Here is a 20,768-nt window from a genome sequence, read left to right on the forward strand (position 1 = left end):
CGTCGCCGAGGATCCCCACTGTTCGGGAACCGGCGGGAAACCGTCCCCTCTCCGCCGTCTCATCAGCCGCCTATTACCGGCCCGTGAGCAGGCATTGGGCAGGGCACGGCGGGACCTCGGCTACTTTCGCACCGGCACGGGCGCATTCGGCTCAATCCATTCGCTCGGCCGTCCGGGAATCGTTCAATTCCGAACGGCTCCCAGGGGTAAACGCAAACATTGCAGAACATCGAGGAGAACATCGTGAACACCGACAGGACGCCGCCGCGCTCCGTCGCTCATCGCCCGGTGGGCCGTCGCACCGCGCTCAAGGCCACGGGTCTTGCCGCGGTCGCCGCTTCGGCCGGCTCGCTCGCCTTCGGCGGCACGGCGCACGCCGGTCCCGTCCAGGTGACCGAGGAGGCCCGCAGGGAGTACGACGTCATCGTCGTCGGCGCGGGCTTCGCCGGCGCGGCCGCCGCCCGGGAGCTCCGCTCCCGCGGCCTCCAGGTCCTGGTCCTCGAGGCCCGCAACCGCGTGGGCGGCCGGGTCTACACCGACAGCTACCTCGGCCGGAAGATCGAGCTCGGCGGACAGTGGATCCACCCGGCGCAGACGTTCGCCGTGGAGGAGCTCAACCGCTACAACATCCCGCTGGTCACCGAGATCCAGCCGGAGGTGGCGATCTACCCCACCGCGAGCGGTCCGACGACCTTCGCGCCCGACGTGGTCTTCGGCCGGCTCGGCGAGATGCTGGCCCAGCTCTTCGAGGGCTCCCGGCAGTACTTCGAGCGGCCGCGCGACCCGCTGTTCCGCGCCGACCTGCTGCGCTCGGTCGACCCCCTCTCCCTGCACGACCGCATATCCCAGCTCAACCTCTCGGCGCAGGACGCGGGTTGGCTCAGCTCGCAGGTCGCCGGCTTCGCCGGTGGCTCCAGCAGGGACGGCGCCCTCACCTCGCTCGCCCAGTGGTGGGCGCACACCGGCTGGAACGCGGACGGCTGGTTCTCCCTGATGTCGCAGCGCGTCGGCCTCAACGGCATGAGCGGGCTCGTCCGCGCGATGCTGTACGAGGAGCCGCTGACCATCAAGCTCGGCACCCCGGTCACCGCCATCGCGGACACCGGCAGCGGCGTCTCGGTCGTCACGGCCAACCGCGGGACCTTCCGCGCCTCGCACGTCGTCGTGGCCGTGCCCACCAACGTGTGGAAGGACATCACCTTCGCGCCGGGGCTGCCCAAGGTCCACGCCGACGCGGCCGTCGAGGGCATCGGCGTGCGCCGCACGGTCAAGCTGTGGATGCAGGTCAAGGGCGTCTCGCCGCTCACCCTCTGCCAGGGGTACGAGGGCCAGCGCATCGAGAGCCTCTTCCCGACCGCCAAGCTGAGCGACGGCAGCCACCTCATGATCGGCTTCGCCTTCGACCCGACCTTCGACCCGACGAGCCTCTCGCAGGTGCAGGCCGCCGTCCGCGAGTACCTGCCGACCGCCCAGGTCGTCTCCGTACGCTCGCACGACTGGGGCACCGACCCGTACGCCCGGGGTGCCCAGGCGCTGCGCCGCCCGGGCCAGCTCCTCCGTCAGCTCCCCGACATCCAGCGGCCGTACGGCCGGATCGCGTTCGCCGGCGGCGACCTCGCGAGCGTGTGGAACGGCTTCGTCGACGGGGCGATCGAGTCCGGTCGGGCCGCGGCTCAGGTGGTGGCGCCGAGAGCGCTCGCTTCGCAGCGCGTCAAGGCCTGACGGGCCGGGTGGGGGGAAACCGGATGAACAAGACGTCCTGTCCGTACGCCGCCGATCCGTACGTGATCGATCCGACCGGCCGAGACATCCATGGCGAGGGCGCGCTGCTGCGCACCCGGGGACGCGCGACCCAGGTCGAGCTGCCCGGTGGCGTCGTCGTCTGGGCGGTCACCGACTACGAGCTGGTCAAGGAGCTGCTCACGGACTCCCGGGTGTCCCGCGACACCCACCAGCACTGGCCGGCCTGGGCCAGCGGCGAACTGGGCGACACCTGGTCGCTGGCCATGTGGGTCTCGGACCGCAACATGATCACGGCGTACGGAGCGGAGCACACCAGGCTCCGCAAGCTCGTCGCCAAGGCGTTCACGTTCCGGCGGACGGCCGCGCTGCGCCCGCGCATCGAGGAGATCGCCGCCGAACTGCTCGACCGGATCGCCGGGTCCCACGGGGGTGAACCCGTCGACTTCCGCGCGGAGTTCTGCCATCCGCTGCCCACGCAGGTGATCTCGGAGCTGCTCGGCATCCCGGCGGAGATCCGGCCGGACCTGCTCCGGCTGATCCACGCGATCCTGCAGACGACGGCCTCCCTGGAGGACGCGAAGGCCACCGAGCGTGAGCTGTACGAGGTGATGGGCGAGTTGCTGACGGCCAAGCGGCGTCAGCCGGGCGAGGACGTCACGAGCGGACTGATCTCGGTACGGGACGACGGCGGATCCGGTCTCACGGAGCGGGAGTTGATCGACACGATCCTGCTGATGTTCACCGCGGGCTACGAGACCACGGTGAATCTCCTCGACCACGCCGTCCACGCCCTGCTGACCCATCCCGACCAGCTGGCGCTGTTGCGCGACGGGACGGCGGGCTGGGAGGACCTGGTCGACGAGACCCTCAGGCTGGAGGCCCCGTTCGCCAACCTGCCCATGCGGTACGCGATCGAGGACATCGACCTCGGCGACATGGTGATCCCGAAGGGCGACGCGATGATGATCGCCTTCGGCGCGGCCGGCCGCGATCCGGGCACGCACGGGGAGACGGCCGACGCCTTCGACGTCACGCGCCCGACCCGCCGTGAGCACGTGGCCTTCGGCCACGGCGTCCACCACTGCGTGGGAGCGCCGCTCGCTCGCCTGGAGGCGGCGATCGCCCTGCCCGCGGTGTTCGAACGCTTCCCCGCCATCAGACTGGCGGAGCCGCCGGAGCGGATCCTGCCGCTGGAGTCGTTCATCTCCAACGGCCATCGCACGCTCCCCGTCCTCCTCGGACCGGCTGCGTCCTGAGACGGCCGTGGCCCGCGGGGCGGCGATGCCGCTCCGCGGGCCACGGATGCCGTCACTGCTGCGGCGGGACCGGCTGGATGTGCTGGGTGAGGCCGCCGTCCACGACGAGCTCGACACCGGTGGTGAAGGTCGCGTCGAAGGCGAAGAAGAGCGCGGCGGTGGCGACCTCCTCCGGCGTGCCGTGCCGCTTCATCGGGGTGAGCTCGTCGCCCACCGCGCTGAGGATGGCCCGCTCCTCGGCCGTGGCGTCCGCGATGCCCATGGTCGGGGTGTGGATGAAGCCCGGGCTGACGGAGTTGACCCGGATGCCGCGGGGCAGCAGCTCGGCGGCGAAGACCTGGGCGAAGGAGCGCACGGCCGCCTTCGCGCCCGAGTACACGCCCATGCCGGGGGTGCCGGTGACATTGGCGATCGAGGTGGTGAAGACGATCGACCCGTTGTCGTTCATGAGCGGGGCGAGCTTCTGCACCGTGAAGAAGACACCCTTGGTGTTCACGCCGAACTGCCGGTCGTAGGTCTCCTCGGTGACGAGGGCGATCGGCTCGAGAGCGGCGTAACCGACGTTCACGAAGACGGAGTCGACGCGGCCGAGCTTCTTCTCGACCTCCGCGCCCAGCTCCGCGATGTCGTCCATGCTCGCGACGTCCGAGCGCAGGACGTGCACGGCCTTGCCGTCGAGGTCCTTGCGCGCGGTCTCGATGTTGTCCTTGTTGCGCCCCGTCAGCAGGACCTCGGCCCCGCCGTCGAGCAGCCCCTGCACCATGGCGAGGCCCATACCGTGCGTCCCACCGATGACCACGGCCTTCTTGCCGGCGTACTTGCCCATCACAACTCCTGAAGACGTCAAGCGACTCACTGAACGACACCGACCGTAACCGGGCCGGTATCACTGCGTGATCATTGACCGGTAACCAGGTCTTCACGGGCTCCCGGGAGCGAAGGACAGCATGCGGGCCTCGTGCATCGCGTCGTTGCCGGAGACCCCGCTCGGGGAGAGCACGATCCGGCCGTTCGCGTAGGCCAGGCGTCCCGCGAGCATGTGGCGTTCGGTGGCCCGGGCCGTCACGGGATGCCGGAGCACCTCCTTCTTCGTGTCCACGCCGCCGGGCCCGAAGCGGGTGATCCTGCCCGGCTCCTTGTCCGTGGGGGCCTCGTAGACGAGTGCCCACGCACCGCCGTCCGGACGCAGGGGGTGCAGGGTGCCGACCGAGGACTTCACGCCCCAGACCAGTTTCCCGGTGGCGAGGCTGTAGCCGCCGACCCGGTCGGTGCCGCCGAGGAAGACGATGTCCTTGCCGACGGCGGTGCCCGGGCACATCTGCATGTTCCCTCCCGAGTCGCCCGCGTCGGCGCAGTACGCGAACCCCTTGGGCCGGGCGTCGATGGTGACGCGGAGCTTCCCGTCGGGCTTGAGGGCCGCGACCCGCCAGTCGTCGGTGAGTTCCTTGTGGTGGTAGGTGGTGAAGACGACCGGGTCGACGGAGAGCATCTTCCCCATGATCCAGCCCGGCTGGGTGCGGTAGCGCCAGCGGACCTTGCCGGTGCGCGGGTCGAGCTCGCGGAGCTGGTAGTACGACTTGCCGCGGTCGACGTTGATCGCGCAGGTGGAGCTGACCACGAGCCGGACCCCTCCCGCGACGTTGTCGGGGTAGCACTTCCCGGGGTTCTCCAGGGGGATGTCGTAGAGCTTGGCGCCGGTGTCCACCCGGTACGCGGCTGCCTTCATGCTCTGGACGATCGCGAGGGTCCCGCCGCTGATGGCGCTGTTCACCATGATCGTGCCGTCCATGGAGCCGGTCTCGGTGAGCTTCTTGCGCCACCCGGCCTTCCCGGTCCTCAGGTCGATCATCTGCAGCTGGTTGCAGCGGTTCCCGGTCCAGTTCCTGTCGCTCTGGTAGACCACGACGATCTTGCCGTCGGGGGTCGGGTTGGCCGGCGCCTCGCAGACGGAGGCGGGCAGCGGCACGCTCCACGCCTCGGTGCCGTCCGACAGCCGACGGGCGGTGACCTTCTCGTACGCGGCCTGGACGACGGTGTCGCCGACGATCCACAGGGGGTAGAGCTTGATGGACCGCCGGGGCAGGTCGGTCCGGTCGTCGGCGATCCACGCCGTGGCGTCGCCGGCCGCGCGCCCGACGTTCAGCTCCTCCGACGTCGGGATGCGCTGCGGCTCCGGGGTGCGGACGGCGGGCGTACGGGAGGGCGTCGGCGTCGCGGAAGGGCTGGGCGCCTTGTCGGCGACGGGCGGCGCCGACCGGCCCCACCGGCCGTCGCCGAGGGCGTACACCCATCCGCTCGCCGCCACGAGCAACAGCACGACGACCGTCGCGATCAGCGGCCCCTTGCCGAAGCGTCTGCGGCGGGGCGGCAGCTCCGGCGGGGTGTAGCCCCCGGGGGCGTACGGATTGTCAGGGACCGGCTGCTGTGGCTGGTGCGGCCGGTACCAGGGCTGTGGCGGGTGGTGCATCGGTCTCCCCTACTGTCCGCCGGTCCGAGAGCTGGTCATCAGGAGGCGGGACGTTCGCCGGACGGGTCGGCGACCACGATCCGGATGTGCGACGGAGCGTACTTACGGGCCTTGTGGAGCATCTTCGACAGATCGAACTTGGCACGCGGAACGGCGACATGGACGGGCGCGGGCATGGCCGGGTCCCGCACCGGGGCGGCCGCCCCCGCCGGAAGGGCCGCGCCGGGGCGGAGCCGCGCGCCGATCAGCGCCCGCTGTCCGTCCGCCGATGTGGCCACGACGAACTCGGTGACGTCGGCCCACGGCACGAGGACGGTGCCGAAACGGGCACCGGCCGCGTCGAACTGGAACGCGGTGCGGCGGTTCTCGAACGAGGCGATGATGAAGGGCAGCGCCGCGACGATGACGACACCGCCCTTCATGTCGAGGGCCCAGCCGAGCAGCGCGGCCAGGGCCACGACACCCACGATCGACCCCCACAGGGCCGCCTGGTCCCGCGCGGAGAAGGGATGGGTGACCCGGTAGCGCTCCCAGCGACCGGCACGACGGGTGGGCCGTGCGCCGGACGCTCCGCTGACGTGAGACATGGGGACATGTCCTCTCTTGACGGTGTGTCGGCCGCTTCCCGCCCGGCCGGTTGTTCCCGTACACCGCCCGGACCGTCGGCGCCCGACATGACGAGTCCCACACTGGAGACGTGCTCTGCAGCAGGGATGAAATCCCGCTGATGCAGGAGACTGGGGCCACTGCGCGGGCAGGGAACACGGGGACATGGGGCATCGAAGTGGGCGTGGACGCGGCGGGGCCGGGTGCGAAGCCGGCGGGGGCGGAGGAGCGGCTGCGGATCGAGCTGCTCGGGCCCGTCCGCGCCCGTCGCGGCGGTACGCCGCTCGGTCTCGGCCCGGTCAGGCGCCAGGCGGTCCTCGCCGCCCTGGTCCTGCGCGCACCGGACCTCGTGACGTACGGCCAGCTCCTCGACGACGTCTGGGGGACCGAACCTCCGGGTACGGGCCACCGGGTCCTGCCGAGCTATGTGTACGCGCTCCGCAAGGCGCTCGACGCGCCGGGCGCCGGGCCGGCCGGCTCGCTGGTCGAAGGGGGGCGCGGCGGCTACCGCTTCGTGCCGGGCGAGACCCGGACCGACCTCGCCGACCTCGCCGAACACACCGGGCTCGCGCGGCGCGCGAAGGCCGCCGGTGACCTCGACGGCGCCCTCGACCACGGCGGCCGGGCCCTGGAGCTGCTGGGCGCCGAACCCCTGCCCGGTCTGCCGGGGCCGCTCGCCGACACGGAGCGGCACCGCCTCGCCCGGCAGCGGCGCGCCCTGCACCAGGACCGCGCCGAGTGCCTGCTGCTGCTCGGGCGGTACCCCGACGCGCTGGACTCTCTCATGGCGGCGCCGCTGGCCCGGCCTCACGACGAGCCGCTGGCGGCCCTGCGGATGCGTGCCCTCTACGCCGGCGGCCGGCAGGCCGAGGCGCTGTCCGTCTACCAGGAGACGCGGCGGCGGCTCCTCGACGAGCTGGGCGTGGAGCCGGGCGAGGAGCTGCGCCGCGTCCACCAGGCCGTCCTGCGCCGCGAGGACACGCTGCTGCTCGGCCGCACGCCGGCGCCGCGCGCGGGCGGGGACACCCTGCTCCCGGACGTCCGGCCGCGACAGGACCACTCCACGGAACCGGCCGCCCCCGAGCCCTCCCCTGCCCCACCGCCCCACGAGCCCCAGCCGCACACGCACACGCACACGCACACGCACACGAGCCCGCGTCCGCGTCCGCGTCCGCGCCGCAACGAACTTCCCGGTGACACCTCCTGTCTGGTGGGCCGCGAGGCGGAACTCGCCCTGCTCACCGCTCCCGTGGCGCCCGGCGCCGTGTCCGTGATGACGATCGACGGCACGGCGGGCGTCGGCAAGACCGCGCTGGTGGTGCGCGCCGCCTGGACGCTGGGCGATTCCTACCCCGACGGCTGCCTGTTCGTGGACCTGCACGCGTACGGCGCCGCCCACGAGACCGTCGGCCCGCAGCGGGCCCTGCGCCGGCTGCTGCGCACGATGCGCGGCTCCGGCGACCAACTCGCCTATGAGTCAACCGACGTGGACGACATGCCGGAGCTGGTCACCGCATGGCGAGCGGCGACGAGCGGTCTGCGGCTGCTGCTGGTCGTGGACAACGCCCGCAGTGCCGAGCAGGTACGGCCGCTGCTGCCCGCGGGACCGGGCAGCCGGGTCCTGGTGGCGGGCCGGAATCGTCTGCCGGGCCTCGACGCCGATCTCCGGCTCACCGTGGAGCCGCTGGCCTCCGGTGACGCCGTCGGCCTGTTCCGGGAGCTGCTCGGCGAGGCCCGGGCGGACCGTGAACCCGAGGCCGCCCGCGAGCTCGCCCTGCGCTGCGGCGGCCTCCCGCTGGCCCTGCGCATCGCCGGCGCCCGGCTGCAGAACCGCCCGTCCTGGACGCTGGCCTTCCTGGCCGGCCGGATGTCCGACGACACGCGCGGCCTCGGCGAGCTGCGGGCCGGTGACCGCAGCGTGGAGGCCGCCTTCAGGATGTCGTACGACCAGCTCTCCCCCGAACTGCGGCGCTCCTTCAGGGCATTGGGTTCGGCACCGACCGCCCGCTTCGACGGCCTGACCCTCGCCGCCATGCTGGGCGGATCCGGTGAGGACGCCGAGGCCCTCCTGGAGGACCTGGTCGACGCGAGCCTGCTCCAGGAACCGCACCCCGGCCGCTACCGGCTGCACGATCTCGTACGGGCTCATGCGCGGCGACTCGCAGCCGAGGCGCCCCTGGAGGCCGCCGCCGACCGCACCGCGGTCCTGCGGCTCTACACGGCGGCGGGCCGCGTCGCGAGCGACTGGGGACCGGAAACCTTCCCCACAGGCCATGACGTCACCGACCACGACATCACCGCTCGCGACGTCGCCGGCCGCGACGTCGCCGGTCACACCTTCTCCGGTTGGGGAGAGGCCTCCGCGTGGCTGAACGCGGCGGGCGGGGACCTGGTCGACGTCGTGGCCTTCGCGGCCGCCGCCGGGGAGTTCGACCACGCCTGCCGGATCGCCGAGGCCCTCGTCGACCACCTGGCGCGCCGGGGCCACTTCCACGAGTGCCGCACCGCCCTCGAACACGCCCTGGCCTGCGCCGACATGACGGCCGACCGGCGCATGCCGTCGTCCCTCCGCATCTGCCTGGGAATCGTCGACGTGTACCAGGGCCGGTTCCGGCAGGCCGGCGAGTGGTTCGCCGAAGCCTTGCGGTACGCCCGCTGCCAGGGCGATCCGCGGGACCGCGCCCGGGCGATCGCCGGTCTGGGCGCCGCGACGTGGCCGCTGGGCCGGACCGAGGAGGCCCTGGCCCACCTGAGCGAGGCGGTGGAGCTGGCGGCCGGTCTCGACGACGACTGGCTGACCGGCATGGCGAACTGCAACCTCGGCGCGATCCACTCCCAGCGGGGGCTGCACGAGCGGGCGCTCGACCACTACGCCACGGCCCTCGCCCTCGCCGAGAAGAACGGCCGCCCCCGGACGATCAGCAGCACCCTGTGCTTCGCCGCCGAAGCCCACCTGGCCCTCGGCCACCACGCGGAGGCCACGGAGCTGCTGCGGCGGGCGGCCGAACTGGCCCGCGAGGCCGAGGACCTCCCGCTGCGCGCGGCGGGCCTGTCGCAGCTCGCCGCGGCGGAGCACGTCCAGGGCGATCTGCGCTCGGCCGTCGACACCCACCACGAGGCGCTGTCGACGCTGACCGGGCGCACGAGCACCTGGCTGGAGATGGGCGTCCGTATCGGCCTCGGCAGGACGTACGCGGCGGCGGGCCGCCATGCCGAGGCGCGTCAGGAGTTCCGTACCGCCCTCGCCCTCCCCGGAGCGGGCGACCACCCCCGGGAGTACGACTCGGCGCGCGACGCGCTCGACCGGTCGACCGCTCGCCCTTCCTAGGGCTTGCCGAACTCCTCGATCAGCACGGGGTACTGCTCCCCGCCGTGTCCGGCGGCGATCGCGCGGTCCGCCATCGCCTTGATCAGCCTGGGCAGTTCGGCGTTGACCCCCATCGCCTCGCTCTCCTCGATCAGGTGCTCCATGGCCCGCGCGTCGGTCTCCAGCGCCGCCACCTCGGCCGGGAAGGAGCCCTTGTCGATCTGCTCGGCGTACCCGGGCAGCCAGTCGGCCACTCCGGCGGCGATCTGCCGGGCGAACGGCGCGTACGTCACGGCGTCGACACCGGCCTTCGCGAGCAGGGCGGTGCCCTGGAGCCAGGCGTTCAGGACGCTCCACATCATGGCCAGCCCGGCCACGTCGTACAGGGACGCCAGGCCGGGGTCCGCACCGAGGTGGGTGATCGTGCCGAGGGCGCCGAGCGTCGACGCGTGGTCCGCGAAGACCTGTTCGGGGCCGCTGTGGAGGATCACCGCCTCGGCGGTGCCGATCCCCGACGGGATGGCCATGATGGCGCCGTCCAGGTAGCGGGCACCGCGCCGCTCGGCCCACTCGGCGGCCTCGCGCGCCTGGCCCGCGCTCCCCGAGGTCAGGTTGATCAGCGTCGTGTCGATCGGCGTCGTGGGGTCCGGCTCGACACCGTTCGCGCCGAGCAGTTCGTACACGGCGTCGTAGTCGGTGAGGCAGACGATCGTCAGGGGGCTCGCGGCGAGCGCGTCGCCGAGGGTCGGAGCCGACCGTGCTCCCGCGGCCACCAGCGGGGCGGCCTTGGCGGGAGTCCGGTTCCACACGGTGGTGGGGTGTCCGGCTTTCAGGAACGCGCCGGCGAGGGCCTGGCCCATCAGTCCGAGTCCGATGACGGTCACGGGCGCGTGTGGTGTGTTGTTCATGGCAGCATCGTCAACGTTGATACCGGTGTGAAGGTCAAGCGAGGTTTTCGATGCGGATCGGGGAACTGAGTCGGCGGACGGGCGTCAACGCCCACCAACTGCGCTATTACGAGGCCCAGGGTCTGCTGGTGGCGGACCGGGGAACGAACGGCTATCGCGAGTACGACGAGAACGCCCTGCTGCGGGTGAAGCAGATCAGGCACCTGCTCGGGGCCGGGCTGTCCTCCGAGGACATCGCGTACCTGCTGCCCTGCGCGGTCGGCGAGGCCCCGGAACTCGTCGGATGTCCCGAGCTGCTGGCCGCGATGCGCTCGCGCCTGCGACGCCTCGACAGCCAGATGGACCGGCTCGCCCAGTCCCGCGAGGCCCTCAACGGCTACATCGACGCGGCGGAACGCATGGGCGGCGAGAGCTACCCGCTGCTCACCGGCCCCGTCGTGGGGTCCGTCGCCTCCTGACCGGCCTCCCCGGGCTTCCGTCCCCAGACGGTGAGCATGCCGGCCGACAGCGCGGCGCACTCGTCGGAGTCCAGGTAGCGGGTCGCCGCGTCGACGGCCGCGTCGTCGACCAGGCCGGTGGCGAGCATCGCCGCCCGGCTCCGCTGCCAGGTGTCCGCCCAGAAGCGGCTGATGGGGCTGCCCGGCAGCAGCGGCGGTACGTGGATCTCGGCGGCCACGGGCCGGAGTCCGGCCCCGCGCAGCAGGTGGGGGTAGGAGGGCACCCAGCCGACATCGGTGCCGATGGTGTCCCGTAGCCCCTGCCACATCGCCCGCATGACCGCGGTGTACGGAGTGCCGGGTGTCACGGCGTCCGGCAGGCCGCTCGTCAGGTCGACGGCGTCGCTGAGCACCAGCACCCCGCCCGGCTCGACGAGTTCCGCGAGCCGGGTGATCAGGCGGTCGTGCCCGGGCAGGTGCATGAGCACGAAACGCGCGTGGACGAGTCGGAACCGGCCGGGGTCGAAGTCCGGGGCGGTGACGTCGGTCTCCAGCACGTCGAGTCCGGGCAGGGGCCGCTCGCTCAGGAAGCGTACGTCGCGGTCGACGGCGAGCACGCTCGTGACCCCGGCCTCGGCGAGCAGCCGGCGGGAGACCGTGCCCGTGCCGGCCCCGACGTCCAGGCAGCGCCAACCCGGACCGGCGCCGAGAGCCCGGAGCCGTGCCATGGTGATGGCGTCGTAGGCGAGGGCGCCGAAGTCGATGCGCTCGCCCTCGCCCGCCTGCTCGGGACGGAAGACGTCCTCGCCGTATCGGCCGCCGAACTGTTCCATGACCGGACCTCTTCATGCCTGGGGGCGGTGCCGGGCGGCCCGTGCCGGGGCCGCCCGCCCACCGATACTCCCCCGGCGGCCGCCCGCACGGCCGAGGCGCGCCGCGCCTGGGCCGATCGGCTGCCTCCGGGTACCTCGTGCTGCTTCCGGGCGTGTCCCGCGCCGTCAGGAGATGCGGTGGAGCCAGCCCTTGGGGTCGGGAGCGGTGCCGTGGTGCAGGTCGACGAGGGCGTCGCGCATGGCGAGGGTGACGGGGCCGGGGGTGCCGTCACCGATGGTCCAGTCGCCGTCGCGGTCCTTGACGTGGCCGACGGGGGTGACGACGGCGGCGGTGCCCGAGGCGAACACCTCGGTGATGCGGCCCTCCGCGCATTCGCGGCGCCACTGCTCCAGGGAGACCTTCTCCTCCCGGGGGACGTACCCCATGCCCTCGGCGAGCCCGAGCAGGGTGTCACGGGTGACGCCGGGCAGGAGCGAGCCGCTCAGGGACGGGGTCACGATCTCGGCCCCGGGGCCGGTACCCCGTACGAAGAACATGTTCATGCCGCCCATCTCCTCGACCCAGGTGCGCTCCACCGGGTCCAGCCAGACGACCTGCTGGCAGCCGGCCTCCTGCGCCTGGAGCTGGGCGACGAACGAACCGGAGTAGTTTCCGGCGCACTTGACGTTGCCGGTGCCGCCCGGGATGGCGCGGCTGTGCTCGTGGCTGACCCAGACGGAGACCGTCTCCAGCGCCTTGCCGAAGAAGCCGCCGGCGACGAACGCCATGACCAGGTACTCGTAGGTGTGCGAGGGGCGGAGCATCAGGTTGGCGTCCGCGCCGAACATCAGCGGCCGCAGGTAGATGCTGTGGCTCGGGTCGTCGGAGAGCAGCCCCTGATCGGCGCGGAGCAGCTGCTCGATGGAGTCGACGAAGACGTCCTCGGGCAGCTCGGGCATGGCCAGCCGGCGGGCCGAGCGCTGGAAGCGGCGGGCGTGCTCCCAGGGCCGGAAGACAGCGACCCCGCCGTCGGCCTGCCGGTGGGCCTTGAGGCCCTCGAAGATGACCTGGGCGTAGTGCAGGCCGATCGTCCCGGGGTGCAGGGTGAGGTCGTGCAGCCGCGAGAGACCGGGCTTGTGCCAGCCGTCCGTCTCGTTCCACGACATGGTGAACATGTGGTCGGTGAACGCGTCGCCGTGGCCCGGGGAGCGGACGGGCTGGGGCGCGGAGGAGGCGGAGTTCTGGTCGAACGTGATGGTCATGACGATTCCTTACGGGATGAGTCGGTACGGGTCGGTACGCGTTGCCACGGGTCGGTCGGAGTCGGGCGCGCGCCGGTCAGACGAGCGGCGCGAAGAAGAAGGTGTCGCGGCGGCTGAACCGGCCGTCCGCCGCGAGCTGGAAGAAGTCGGCGAAGCGCAGGCCCACGGTGGTGCCGTCGTGGAGCTCGCCGTTGAACTCGCCGTGCACGGCGACGTCGGAGCCCTCGACGAGGATCTTGGTGAGCGTGTGCCGGCCCGTTCGGATGACGCGGGCGCCGCTGTAGAAGCGGGTCAGGCCCTCGTGGCCCTCGAAGGGTTCGTAGCCCGGGCGGTGGTAGGTGGCGTCGGCGGTGAACAGGCCCACCAGGCCGGGGACGTCGCCGGCGTCGACCAGCTCGTAGTAGCGGCGCACATCGGCTTCGGCGGCCGAGGCGGAGGTGGCGGTCGTGGTGGTGGTGTCGTCGGTCCGCATGCGGGGTCTCCTGAGCGGTGAGTGGGCGGGACGGGTGGGTCGGAACCTCAGATCGCCGGCGGGGTGAGCCGGTCGATCAGTGCGTCGGCCATCCACGCGAGCGCGTCGGGCCGGGTCATGTCGCCGTGCGCGAAGGGAAGTTCGTGGACGTCGAGGCGGCCCGCGAGGTACGGGCGCCAGTCGTCCGGCCGCTGGCGGCGGCCGGTCCGGCCCTCGGTCGCGGCGAAGAACAGCAGGTCGCCGTCGAAGCGTTCGGGAACGAACTCGTGGCGCAGTCGGACGTTCGAGGAGAAGACCTCCGCCAGGGCGGCGAGGGCGGGGCCGTCGAACCGGGCGAGCGGGCCGCCGGTCTTCCGTACGGTCTTCTGGAACCGGGCGAAGGTCAGGGTGCCGGCCGGGACCGGGAGGCCCAGGGAGGCCAGCAGGGCGGCGAGCGTCCGCGGGCAGGAGGCGGGCGGCGGGCCGCCGGCGGCCCAGGACGGGGGCCGGGTGGCCTCGGTGCCGGTGCCGGTGCCGTCGCTGCCGCTCTCGGAGGGCTCCGTCACGAGGTGCGGGTAGGCGTCCATGAGGGCCAGCAGGGCCACCTCCTGCCCCTCGGCACGCAGCCGGGTGGCCAGGGCGTGGGCGACTAGCCCGCCGAAGGACCAGCCGAGGAGGTGGTACGGCCCTTCGGGCTGCACCGAGCGGAGCTGGGCCAGATAGTCCTTGACCATCGCGTCCAGTCCGGCCGCCGGCAGCTCCGGCGGGGTCAGCCCGCGGGCCTGGAGCCCGTACAGGGGACGCTCGGGGCCCAGGTGGCGCAGCAGGCCCGCGTACACCCAGCTGATCCCGGCCGCGGGGTGGACGCAGAAGAGCGGTGCGGCGTGGGCGAGGGCGCCGCGCGGGCGCAGCGGCAGCAGGGAGCCGAGGGAGTCGCCGGTTCCGGTCGTGGGGCCGTCGTCGGCGAGCCGGGCGGCGAGGCCCGCGACGGTGGGCGCTTCGAACAGTGCCTGGATGCCCAGGTCGACGCCGAAGGCGCGGCGGATGCCGGCGATCAGGCGGGTGGCGAGCAGGGAGTGGCCGCCGAGGTCGAAGAAGCCGTCGTCGACCCCGACCGTCTCCACGCCGAGCGTCTCCGCGAACAGTCCGCACAGGGTCTCCTCCCGGCTGTCCCGGGGCCCGCGTACGGGTGTGGTGTCCGCGCGGGCGGGCCGGGGCAGGCGGCGGCGGTCGAGCTTGCCGCTGGGGCTCAGGGGCAGTTCGGCGAGGCGTACGAACTGTCCGGGCACCATGTGGGCGGGCAGCGCGCGGGCGGCGTGGTCACGCAGCTCGTCCGTCTCGCCGACGACGTAAGCGACGAGGCGCTTGTCGCCGGGCCGGTCCTCGCGGACCACGACGGCGGCCTGCCGGACGCCCGGGTGGCGGGTGAGCACCGCGGTGATCTCGCCGAGTTCGATGCGGAAGCCGCGGATCTTCACCTGGTCGTCCGCGCGGCCGAGGAACTCCACCGTGCCGTCGTCGCGCCACCGGGCGAGGTCGCCGGTGCGGTACACGCGGCTGCCGGGCGGCCCGAAGGGTGCGGCGGTGAAGCGTTCCGAGGTGAGGCCGGGGCGGCCCAGGTAGCCCCGGGCGAGCTGGACTCCGGAGAGGTAGAGCTCGCCGGTCACTCCCGGCGGCACCGGCCGCAGCCCGGCGTCCAGGACGTGCACGCCGGTGTTCCAGACGGGCCGGCCGATGGGGACGGTGACCGCGCTCGGCGGAGAACCGGCGGCGGCCGGTTCGAAGCGGTGCCAGGTGACGTCGACGGCCGCTTCGGTGGGTCCGTACAGGTTGTGCAGTTCGGCGGCGCTGACCTCGGCGAAACGCTCGGCGAGCACGGTGGGCAGGGCCTCTCCGCTGCAGATCACGCGCCGCAGCGAGCGGCAGGCGGAGACGTCGGCGGCGGCGAGGAACGCCTCCAGCATCGAGGGGACGAAGTGGGCGGTGGTGACGGAGTGACGCTGGATCAGGGCGGCGAGGTAGTCGGGATCCTTGTGGCCCTCGGGGCGGGCGACGACCAGGGTGGCGCCGGTGATCAGTGGCCAGAAGAACTCCCAGACGGAGACGTCGAAGCTGGAGGGGGTCTTCTGCAGGACGCGCTCGCCGGGTTCGAGGCGGTACGTGTGCTGCATCCAGAGGAGCCGGTTCACGATCGCCTCGTGGGTGACGACGACGCCCTTGGGCCGGCCGGTGGACCCCGATGTGTAGATGACGTAGGCGGGGTGACCGGGCAGGGCCTCGGGCAGTTCGCGTACGGAGTCGGGGGCGGGGGCGGCTTCGAGTTCGGCGAGGAGCCCGGGGGTGAGGACGAGGGCGGGCGCGGCGTCGTCGAGCATGTGGGCGACGCGGTCCTGGGGGTAGTCGGGGTCGATGGGCAGGTAGGCGGCGCCGGCCTTGTGCACGGCGTAGAGGGCGACAAGGAGCTCCACCGAGCGGGGCAGGGCGACGGCGACGACGCGTTCGGGGCGGGCGCCGTGGGCCACGAGGTGGCGGGCGAGGTGTTCGGCGCGGGCGTCGAGCGCGGCGTAGTCGAGCCGCTCGTCCTCGAAGAGGACGGCGGTGGCCCCGGGTGTGCGGCGGGCCTGTTCGGCGAAGAGCCGGGGCAGTGTGGTGGCGGGGACGGGGGCGGTGGTGTCGTTCCAGTGGTGGCGTACCCGGTCGTGCTCCTCGTCGGTGAGGAGGTCGACGGCGCCGAGGGCCCGGTCGGGGTTCTGGGCGAGGGCGGTGAGCAGGACCGAGAGCCGCTGCCCGAGCCGCTCCACGGTGGCGTGGTCGAAGAGGTCGGAGGCGTATCCGAGCGTCCAGTCGAGACCTGCGGGCCGGCCCTCGGAGTCGTACCGCTCCTCGATCCCGACCGTCAGGTCGAACTTCGCGACCCAGGTGCCGACCGGGACGACCTCGGTGTGCAGGCCGGGCATCGATTCGGCCTGACCGGATGCGGTGGGGTCCTTCTTCACGAGGAGTACCTGGAAGAGGGGGTGCCGGGCCAGGGAGCGGGCCGGGTTGAGCTCCTCGACCAGCCGCTCGAACGGCAGGTCCTGATGCGCGAACGCCTCCAGATCCGTGTGCCGCACCCGAGCGAGCAACTCCCGGAACGTCGGATCCCCCGACGTGTCCGTCCGCAACACCAACGTGTTGACGAAGAAGCCGACGAGATCGTCCAGCGCCTCGTCCGTACGACCCGCCACCGGCGTCCCCAGCGGAACGTCCGTACCCGCCCCCAACCGCGTGAACAGTGCCGCCAGAGCCGCCTGGCACACCATGAACACCGTCGCACCCGACGACCGCGCCAACTCCACGACCCGGCCATGCACCCCGGCATCGAGCGTCACCGGCACCGCATCGCCCCGATGACTCGGCACAGCCGGACGCGCACGGTCCACCGGCAACACCAACTCCTCCGGCAGACCGGCGAGCACCTCCTTCCAGTGCCGAAGCTGACCCGACACCACACTCCCCGGATCCTCCACACGCCCCAGCACCTCCTGCTGCCACAGCGTGTAGTCGGCGTACTGCACGGGGAGTGGCCGGGCGGGCGACGGGTTGCCGGCGGCGTGGGCCGCGTATCCGGCGGCGACCTCCCGGGCGAGGGCCCCCATCGACCAGCCGTCGCACACGATGTGGTGGAGGACGAGGAGCAGGACATGATCGTCCTCGGCGACCGTGAACAGGGCGGCCCGCAGCGGCATTCCGTCGGTCAGATCGAAGGGGCGACGGGCGACGTCGCTCAGGTCGGCCTCAAGACGGTCGGGGTCCGTGGTGACGAACTCCCACGGGACCCGGCCCCGGGCCTCTTCGGCCGGGACGACGTCCTGCCAGGGGCCGGTCCCGGACTCGGGGAAGCGGGTACGCAGCGATTCGTGACGGCGGACCGCGTCGGCGAGCGCCTCCCGCAGGGCCTCGCGGTCCAGGGTGCCGCGCAGCCGGAGGGCGAACGGCACGTTGTAGAGCGGGCTGTCGTCCACCCGTCCGAAGAACCAGAGGCGCTGCTGGGCGAAGGAGAGCGGCGGCTCCTCGGGGCGGGGTACGGGGCGCAGGGCGGGGCGGGCCCGGGCGGCGGCGTCGAGGCGTCCGGCGAGACCGGCGGGCGTCGGCTCCTGGAACAGGTCGCGGACGGTCATCTCCACACCGAGCGCGGCACGGACCCGGGTGATCAGCCGGGCGGCGAGGAGCGAGTGGCCGCCGAGGTCGAAGAAGCCGTCGTCGGCGCCGACCGCGCCGACGCCGAGGAGTTCGGCGAACAGCCCGCAGAGGATCTCCTCGCGCGGGGTGCGCGGGGCCCGGCCGCCCGGGGAGGAGCCGATCTCGGGGGCGGGGAGGGCACGGCGGTCGAGCTTGCCGTTCGGGGTGAGGGGCAGGGCGTCGAGGGTGACGAACTGGGACGGCACCATGTGGTCGGGGACCCGCGCGGCCGTGTGGGCGCGCAGGCCGGCCGGGGCCGTGCCGGGACGGACGGGGACTACGTACGCGACCAGGCGCCGGTCGCCGGGGCGGTCCTCGCGGACCACGACGGCCGCCTGCCGGACGTCGGGGTGCGCGGTGAGGTGGGTCTCGATCTCGGCGGGTTCGACGCGGAATCCGCGGATCTTGACCTGGTCGTCGGCGCGGCCGAGGTACTCCAGGACTCCGTCGGCCCGGCGGCGCACGAGGTCGCCGGTGCGGTAGACCCGCTCCCCCGGTGCGCCGCACGGGTGCGCGACGAAGCGTTCCGCGGTGGCCGCGGGGCGGTGCAGGTAGCCGAGCGCGAGCCCGGCGCCGGACAGGTACAGCTCCCCCGGCACGCCGTACGGCACCGGCCTGAGCCGGTCGTCGAGGACGTGGGCGTACTTGCCGTGGACGGGCGTCCCGACGGGAATCGGCGAGCCGGTCAGATCGGCGGCGGTGACGGTGTGGGTGGTGGTGAAGCCCATGCTCTCGGCAGGGCCGTAGCCGTTGGTGACGCGGACGTCGGGGAACCGTTCGAGCACCTGCGCGGTGTGGGCGACGGACGCGGCCTCGCCTCCGGTCATGGCGGCGTTGAGGGCCTGGAAGGCCTCGGGGTGCTCGTCGAGCAGATGGTTGAAGAGGCTCGCCGAGGCCTTGAGGACGGTGACGCCGTGCCGGGTGACCAGGTCGGCCATGGTGGCCGGCTCGGGGCGCTGCCCCGGCTGAAGTACCACACGGCCGCCGTTGAGCAGCGGGCCGAGGAGTTCGGTGGCGAAGGCGTCCCAGGACATGGGGGCGCTCTGCAGCCAGGTCTCGCCGGCCCCGAAGGGGGCGTACTCCTGGCCGGTGAGGGTGCCGGTGAGCGCCCGGTGCGGGGCGACCACGCCCTTCGGCACTCCCGTCGAACCGGACGTGAACATCACGCAGGCGGGCGCCTCGGCGCTGTCGGGGCCGACGGAGAAGGGAACGTCGGCTCCCGGATCGAGGCCGGCGGCGGACTCGGCGTCGGACTCGTTGTCGGGTGTGGTCGGGTGGACCGGCGGGACGCCGGCGGCCGCGAGCCACTCGGGCACGTCGGGCGCGGTGATGACGGCGGCGGCCCGGGTCTCGGCGAGGACCGCGGACAGCCGCTCGGCGGGAAAGTCCGGATCGAGGAGGGTGTACGCCGCTCCCGCCTTGAGTACGGCGAGCAGGGCACGGACCAGGTCGGGCCCACGCTCCAGGTGTACGGCGACGATGTCCCCGGCCCGCACGCCACCGGCGTGGAGACGGCGGGCGAGACGGGTGGCCTGAACGTCGAGCGTGCCGTACGTGACGGACTCGCCCTCGAAGAGGAGGGCGATCGCATCGGGAGTACGGGCCGCCTGCGCCTCGAAGACCCGGTCGACGCGGCCGAGCGCCACGGCCGGCCGCTCGTCACCCGGTACGGGGAGCAGCTCACGTCGTTCCTGGTCGGTGAGGAGGTCGACTGCGCCGAGGGCCCGGTCGGGGTCCTTGGCGAGGGCGGATAACAGGACCGAGAGCCGCTGCCCGAGCCGTTCCACGGTGGCGTGGTCGAAGAGGTCGGAGGCGTATCCGAGCGTCCAGTCGAGACCTGCGGGCCGACCTTCGGAGTCGTACCGCTCCTCGATCCCGACCGTGAGGTCGAACTTCGCGGAACCGGTGCCGATGGGGACCGTCTCGACGTCCAGTCCCGGCCAGGAGGAGGTGCGACCGCCGGGGCCACCCGCGTCCTTCTGCACCAGCATCACCTGGAAGAGGGGGTGCCGGGCCAGGGAACGGGTCGGGTTGAGCTCCTCGACCAGCCGCTCGAACGGCAGGTCCTGATGCGCGAACGCCTCCAGATCCGTGTGCCGCACCCGAGCGACCAGCTCCCGGAAGGTCGGATCCCCCGACGTGTCCGTCCGCAACACCAACGTGTTGAGAAAGAAGCCGACGAGATCGTCCAGCGCCTCGTCCGTACGACCGGCCACCGGCGTCCCCAGGGGAATGTCGGTGCCCGCCCCGAGCCGGGTGAACAGCGCTGCGAGAGCCGCCTGGCACACCATGAACACCGTCGCACCCGACGACCGCGCCAACTCCACGACCCGAGCGTGCACCTCGGCGTCGAGGGTCAGCGGGACCGCGTCACCCCGATGACTCGGCACAGCCGGACGCGCACGATCCGCCGGCAACACCAACTCCTCCGGCAGACCGGCGAGCACCTCCTTCCAGTGCCGAAGCTGACCCGACACCACACTCTCCGGATCCTCCACACGCCCCAGCACCTCCTGCTGCCAGAGCGTGTAATCCGCGTACTGCACGGGGAGTTCGGGCCATTCGGGCTCCAGGCCGGTAGCGGTCCGGGTGCTGTAGGCCGTGGCGAGGTCCCTTAGGAGCGGGCCGAGGGACCAGCCGTCGGCGGCTATGTGGTGGCAGACGAGAAGGAGGACGTGGTCGTCGTCCGCGACCGTGAACAGGGTAGCCCGCAGGGGGAGTTCAGTGGTCAGGTCGAAGATATGGCGAGCCGCGCCGTCGAGGTCGGAGGTCAGCCGGCCCGGGTCGGTGGCGACTGACTCCCAGGGGAGTTCGACCTCTTCGATCGGAACGATGTCCTGCCAGAGGCCGATCCCGGACGTGATCTCGGCCTCGGTCTCGGGGAAGCGCGTGCGCAGCGCCTCGTGACGGCCGAGGACGTCCCCGAGCGCCAGGCGCAGGGAGTCGGCGTCGAGGGTTCCGCCGAGGCGGAGGGCGAGGGGCACGTTGTAGCTGGGGTTCGGCTGCGTGCGGCTGAGGAACCACAGCCGCTGCTGCGCGTACGACAACGGAATCATGGTTTCTCCTCAGGAGCGGGACCGGCGCCGCAGTGCGGGCCTGGCCTTCTCGGCGCCGTCCAGGCGCTCGGCGAGAGTCGCCGGCGTGGATGCCTCGAACACGGTCTTGATGGACAGTTCGGTGTCACACACCGCACGGATGCGGCTGATGAGCCGGGTGACGAGCAGGGAGTGGCCGCCGAGGTGGAAGAAGTCGTCGTCCACGCCTACCTCGGGGATCCCGAGGACCTCGGCGAAGAGA

Annotated in this window: 13 protein-coding genes; 4 read left to right on the plus strand and 9 right to left on the minus strand. The window is 72.7% G+C overall.

The window, feature by feature from the left end; all coding sequences use genetic code 11:
• Positions 1–243: 243 nt before the first annotated feature.
• On the plus strand, positions 244–1,722 hold the full coding sequence (locus SGA01_RS36245; RefSeq protein ID WP_218037861.1) for a flavin monoamine oxidase family protein: 1,479 nt from the start codon (positions 244–246) through the stop codon (positions 1,720–1,722).
• A gap of 23 nt (positions 1,723–1,745) precedes the next feature.
• Complete coding sequence (locus SGA01_RS36250; protein ID WP_141302242.1) at positions 1,746–2,999, plus strand: cytochrome P450 family protein; 1,254 nt, start codon at positions 1,746–1,748, stop codon at positions 2,997–2,999.
• Positions 3,000–3,051: 52 nt separating this feature from the next.
• On the opposite strand, the gene SGA01_RS36255 is transcribed toward SGA01_RS36250, so the two are convergent.
• The 3 genes from SGA01_RS36255 to SGA01_RS36265 all read right to left on the minus strand — a co-directional run bounded on the left by SGA01_RS36255 (position 3,052) and on the right by SGA01_RS36265 (position 6,053).
• Complete coding sequence (locus SGA01_RS36255; protein WP_055639917.1) at positions 3,052–3,825, minus strand: SDR family oxidoreductase; 774 nt, start codon at positions 3,823–3,825, stop codon at positions 3,052–3,054.
• A 93-nt stretch (positions 3,826–3,918) separates the two neighbouring features.
• Complete coding sequence (locus tag SGA01_RS36260; protein WP_141302244.1) at positions 3,919–5,466, minus strand: outer membrane protein assembly factor BamB family protein; 1,548 nt, start codon at positions 5,464–5,466, stop codon at positions 3,919–3,921.
• Positions 5,467–5,504: 38 nt separating this feature from the next.
• Positions 5,505–6,053, minus strand: coding sequence for a hypothetical protein (locus tag SGA01_RS36265; protein ID WP_141302246.1), 549 nt, complete (start codon positions 6,051–6,053; stop codon positions 5,505–5,507).
• Positions 6,054–6,256: 203 nt separating this feature from the next.
• Here SGA01_RS36265 and SGA01_RS36270 point away from each other — a divergent pair, with 203 nt between their 5' ends.
• On the plus strand, positions 6,257–9,400 hold the full coding sequence (locus SGA01_RS36270) for an AfsR/SARP family transcriptional regulator (protein ID WP_255325358.1): 3,144 nt from the start codon (positions 6,257–6,259) through the stop codon (positions 9,398–9,400).
• On the opposite strand, the gene SGA01_RS36275 is transcribed toward SGA01_RS36270, so the two are convergent.
• The gene (locus SGA01_RS36275; protein WP_141302249.1) at positions 9,397–10,287 is read right to left on the minus strand and encodes an NAD(P)-dependent oxidoreductase; all 891 of its coding nucleotides are present in this window, start codon (positions 10,285–10,287) and stop codon (positions 9,397–9,399) included. The genes SGA01_RS36270 and SGA01_RS36275 overlap by 4 nt on opposite strands.
• Before the next feature lie 50 nt (positions 10,288–10,337).
• Between SGA01_RS36275 and SGA01_RS36280 the strand changes: the two genes are divergently transcribed.
• Positions 10,338–10,745, plus strand: coding sequence for a MerR family transcriptional regulator (locus SGA01_RS36280; protein WP_055639920.1), 408 nt, complete (start codon positions 10,338–10,340; stop codon positions 10,743–10,745).
• Here SGA01_RS36280 and SGA01_RS36285 read toward each other — a convergent pair.
• From SGA01_RS36285 to SGA01_RS36305, 5 genes are all read right to left on the minus strand, one after another.
• Positions 10,700–11,557, minus strand: a complete 858-nt coding sequence (locus tag SGA01_RS36285; RefSeq protein ID WP_141302251.1) for a class I SAM-dependent methyltransferase — start codon at positions 11,555–11,557, stop codon at positions 10,700–10,702. The two genes, SGA01_RS36280 and SGA01_RS36285, sit on opposite strands and share 46 nt — an antisense overlap.
• A 165-nt stretch (positions 11,558–11,722) precedes the next feature.
• Complete coding sequence (locus SGA01_RS36290) at positions 11,723–12,799, minus strand: branched-chain amino acid aminotransferase (protein ID WP_141302253.1); 1,077 nt, start codon at positions 12,797–12,799, stop codon at positions 11,723–11,725.
• Between the two features lie 76 nt (positions 12,800–12,875).
• Positions 12,876–13,271: a nuclear transport factor 2 family protein gene (locus SGA01_RS36295; protein ID WP_141302255.1), complete on the minus strand. Its 396-nt coding sequence runs from the start codon at positions 13,269–13,271 to the stop codon at positions 12,876–12,878.
• Positions 13,272–13,318: 47 nt separating this feature from the next.
• Positions 13,319–20,527, minus strand: a complete 7,209-nt coding sequence (locus SGA01_RS36300; RefSeq protein WP_141302258.1) for a non-ribosomal peptide synthetase — start codon at positions 20,525–20,527, stop codon at positions 13,319–13,321.
• Positions 20,528–20,536: 9 nt separating this feature from the next.
• Positions 20,537–20,768 (minus strand): phosphopantetheine-binding protein (locus tag SGA01_RS36305; RefSeq protein WP_141302260.1); only part of this gene is annotated, 232 nt, incomplete at its 5' end.

This window comes from Streptomyces gardneri (genome assembly GCF_006539185.1).
GTDB classification, from domain to species: domain Bacteria; phylum Actinomycetota; class Actinomycetes; order Streptomycetales; family Streptomycetaceae; genus Streptomyces; species Streptomyces gardneri.

Bases quoted from the DNA above. Each gene is read 5' to 3' on its own strand.
- SGA01_RS36275 (WP_141302249.1), bottom strand. From the start codon at position 10,287: ATGAACAACACACCACACGCGCCCGTGACCGTCATCGGACTCGGACTG.
- SGA01_RS36260 (WP_141302244.1), bottom strand. From the start codon at position 5,466: ATGCACCACCCGCCACAGCCCTGGTACCGGCCGCACCAGCCACAGCAG.
- SGA01_RS36255 (WP_055639917.1), bottom strand. From the start codon at position 3,825: ATGGGCAAGTACGCCGGCAAGAAGGCCGTGGTCATCGGTGGGACGCAC.
- SGA01_RS36300 (WP_141302258.1), bottom strand. From the start codon at position 20,527: ATGATTCCGTTGTCGTACGCGCAGCAGCGGCTGTGGTTCCTCAGCCGC.
- SGA01_RS36265 (WP_141302246.1), bottom strand. From the start codon at position 6,053: ATGTCTCACGTCAGCGGAGCGTCCGGCGCACGGCCCACCCGTCGTGCC.
- SGA01_RS36295 (WP_141302255.1), bottom strand. From the start codon at position 13,271: ATGCGGACCGACGACACCACCACCACGACCGCCACCTCCGCCTCGGCC.
- SGA01_RS36290 (WP_141302253.1), bottom strand. From the start codon at position 12,799: ATGACCATCACGTTCGACCAGAACTCCGCCTCCTCCGCGCCCCAGCCC.
- SGA01_RS36250 (WP_141302242.1), top strand. From the start codon at position 1,746: ATGAACAAGACGTCCTGTCCGTACGCCGCCGATCCGTACGTGATCGAT.
- SGA01_RS36280 (WP_055639920.1), top strand. From the start codon at position 10,338: ATGCGGATCGGGGAACTGAGTCGGCGGACGGGCGTCAACGCCCACCAA.
- SGA01_RS36285 (WP_141302251.1), bottom strand. From the start codon at position 11,557: ATGGAACAGTTCGGCGGCCGATACGGCGAGGACGTCTTCCGTCCCGAG.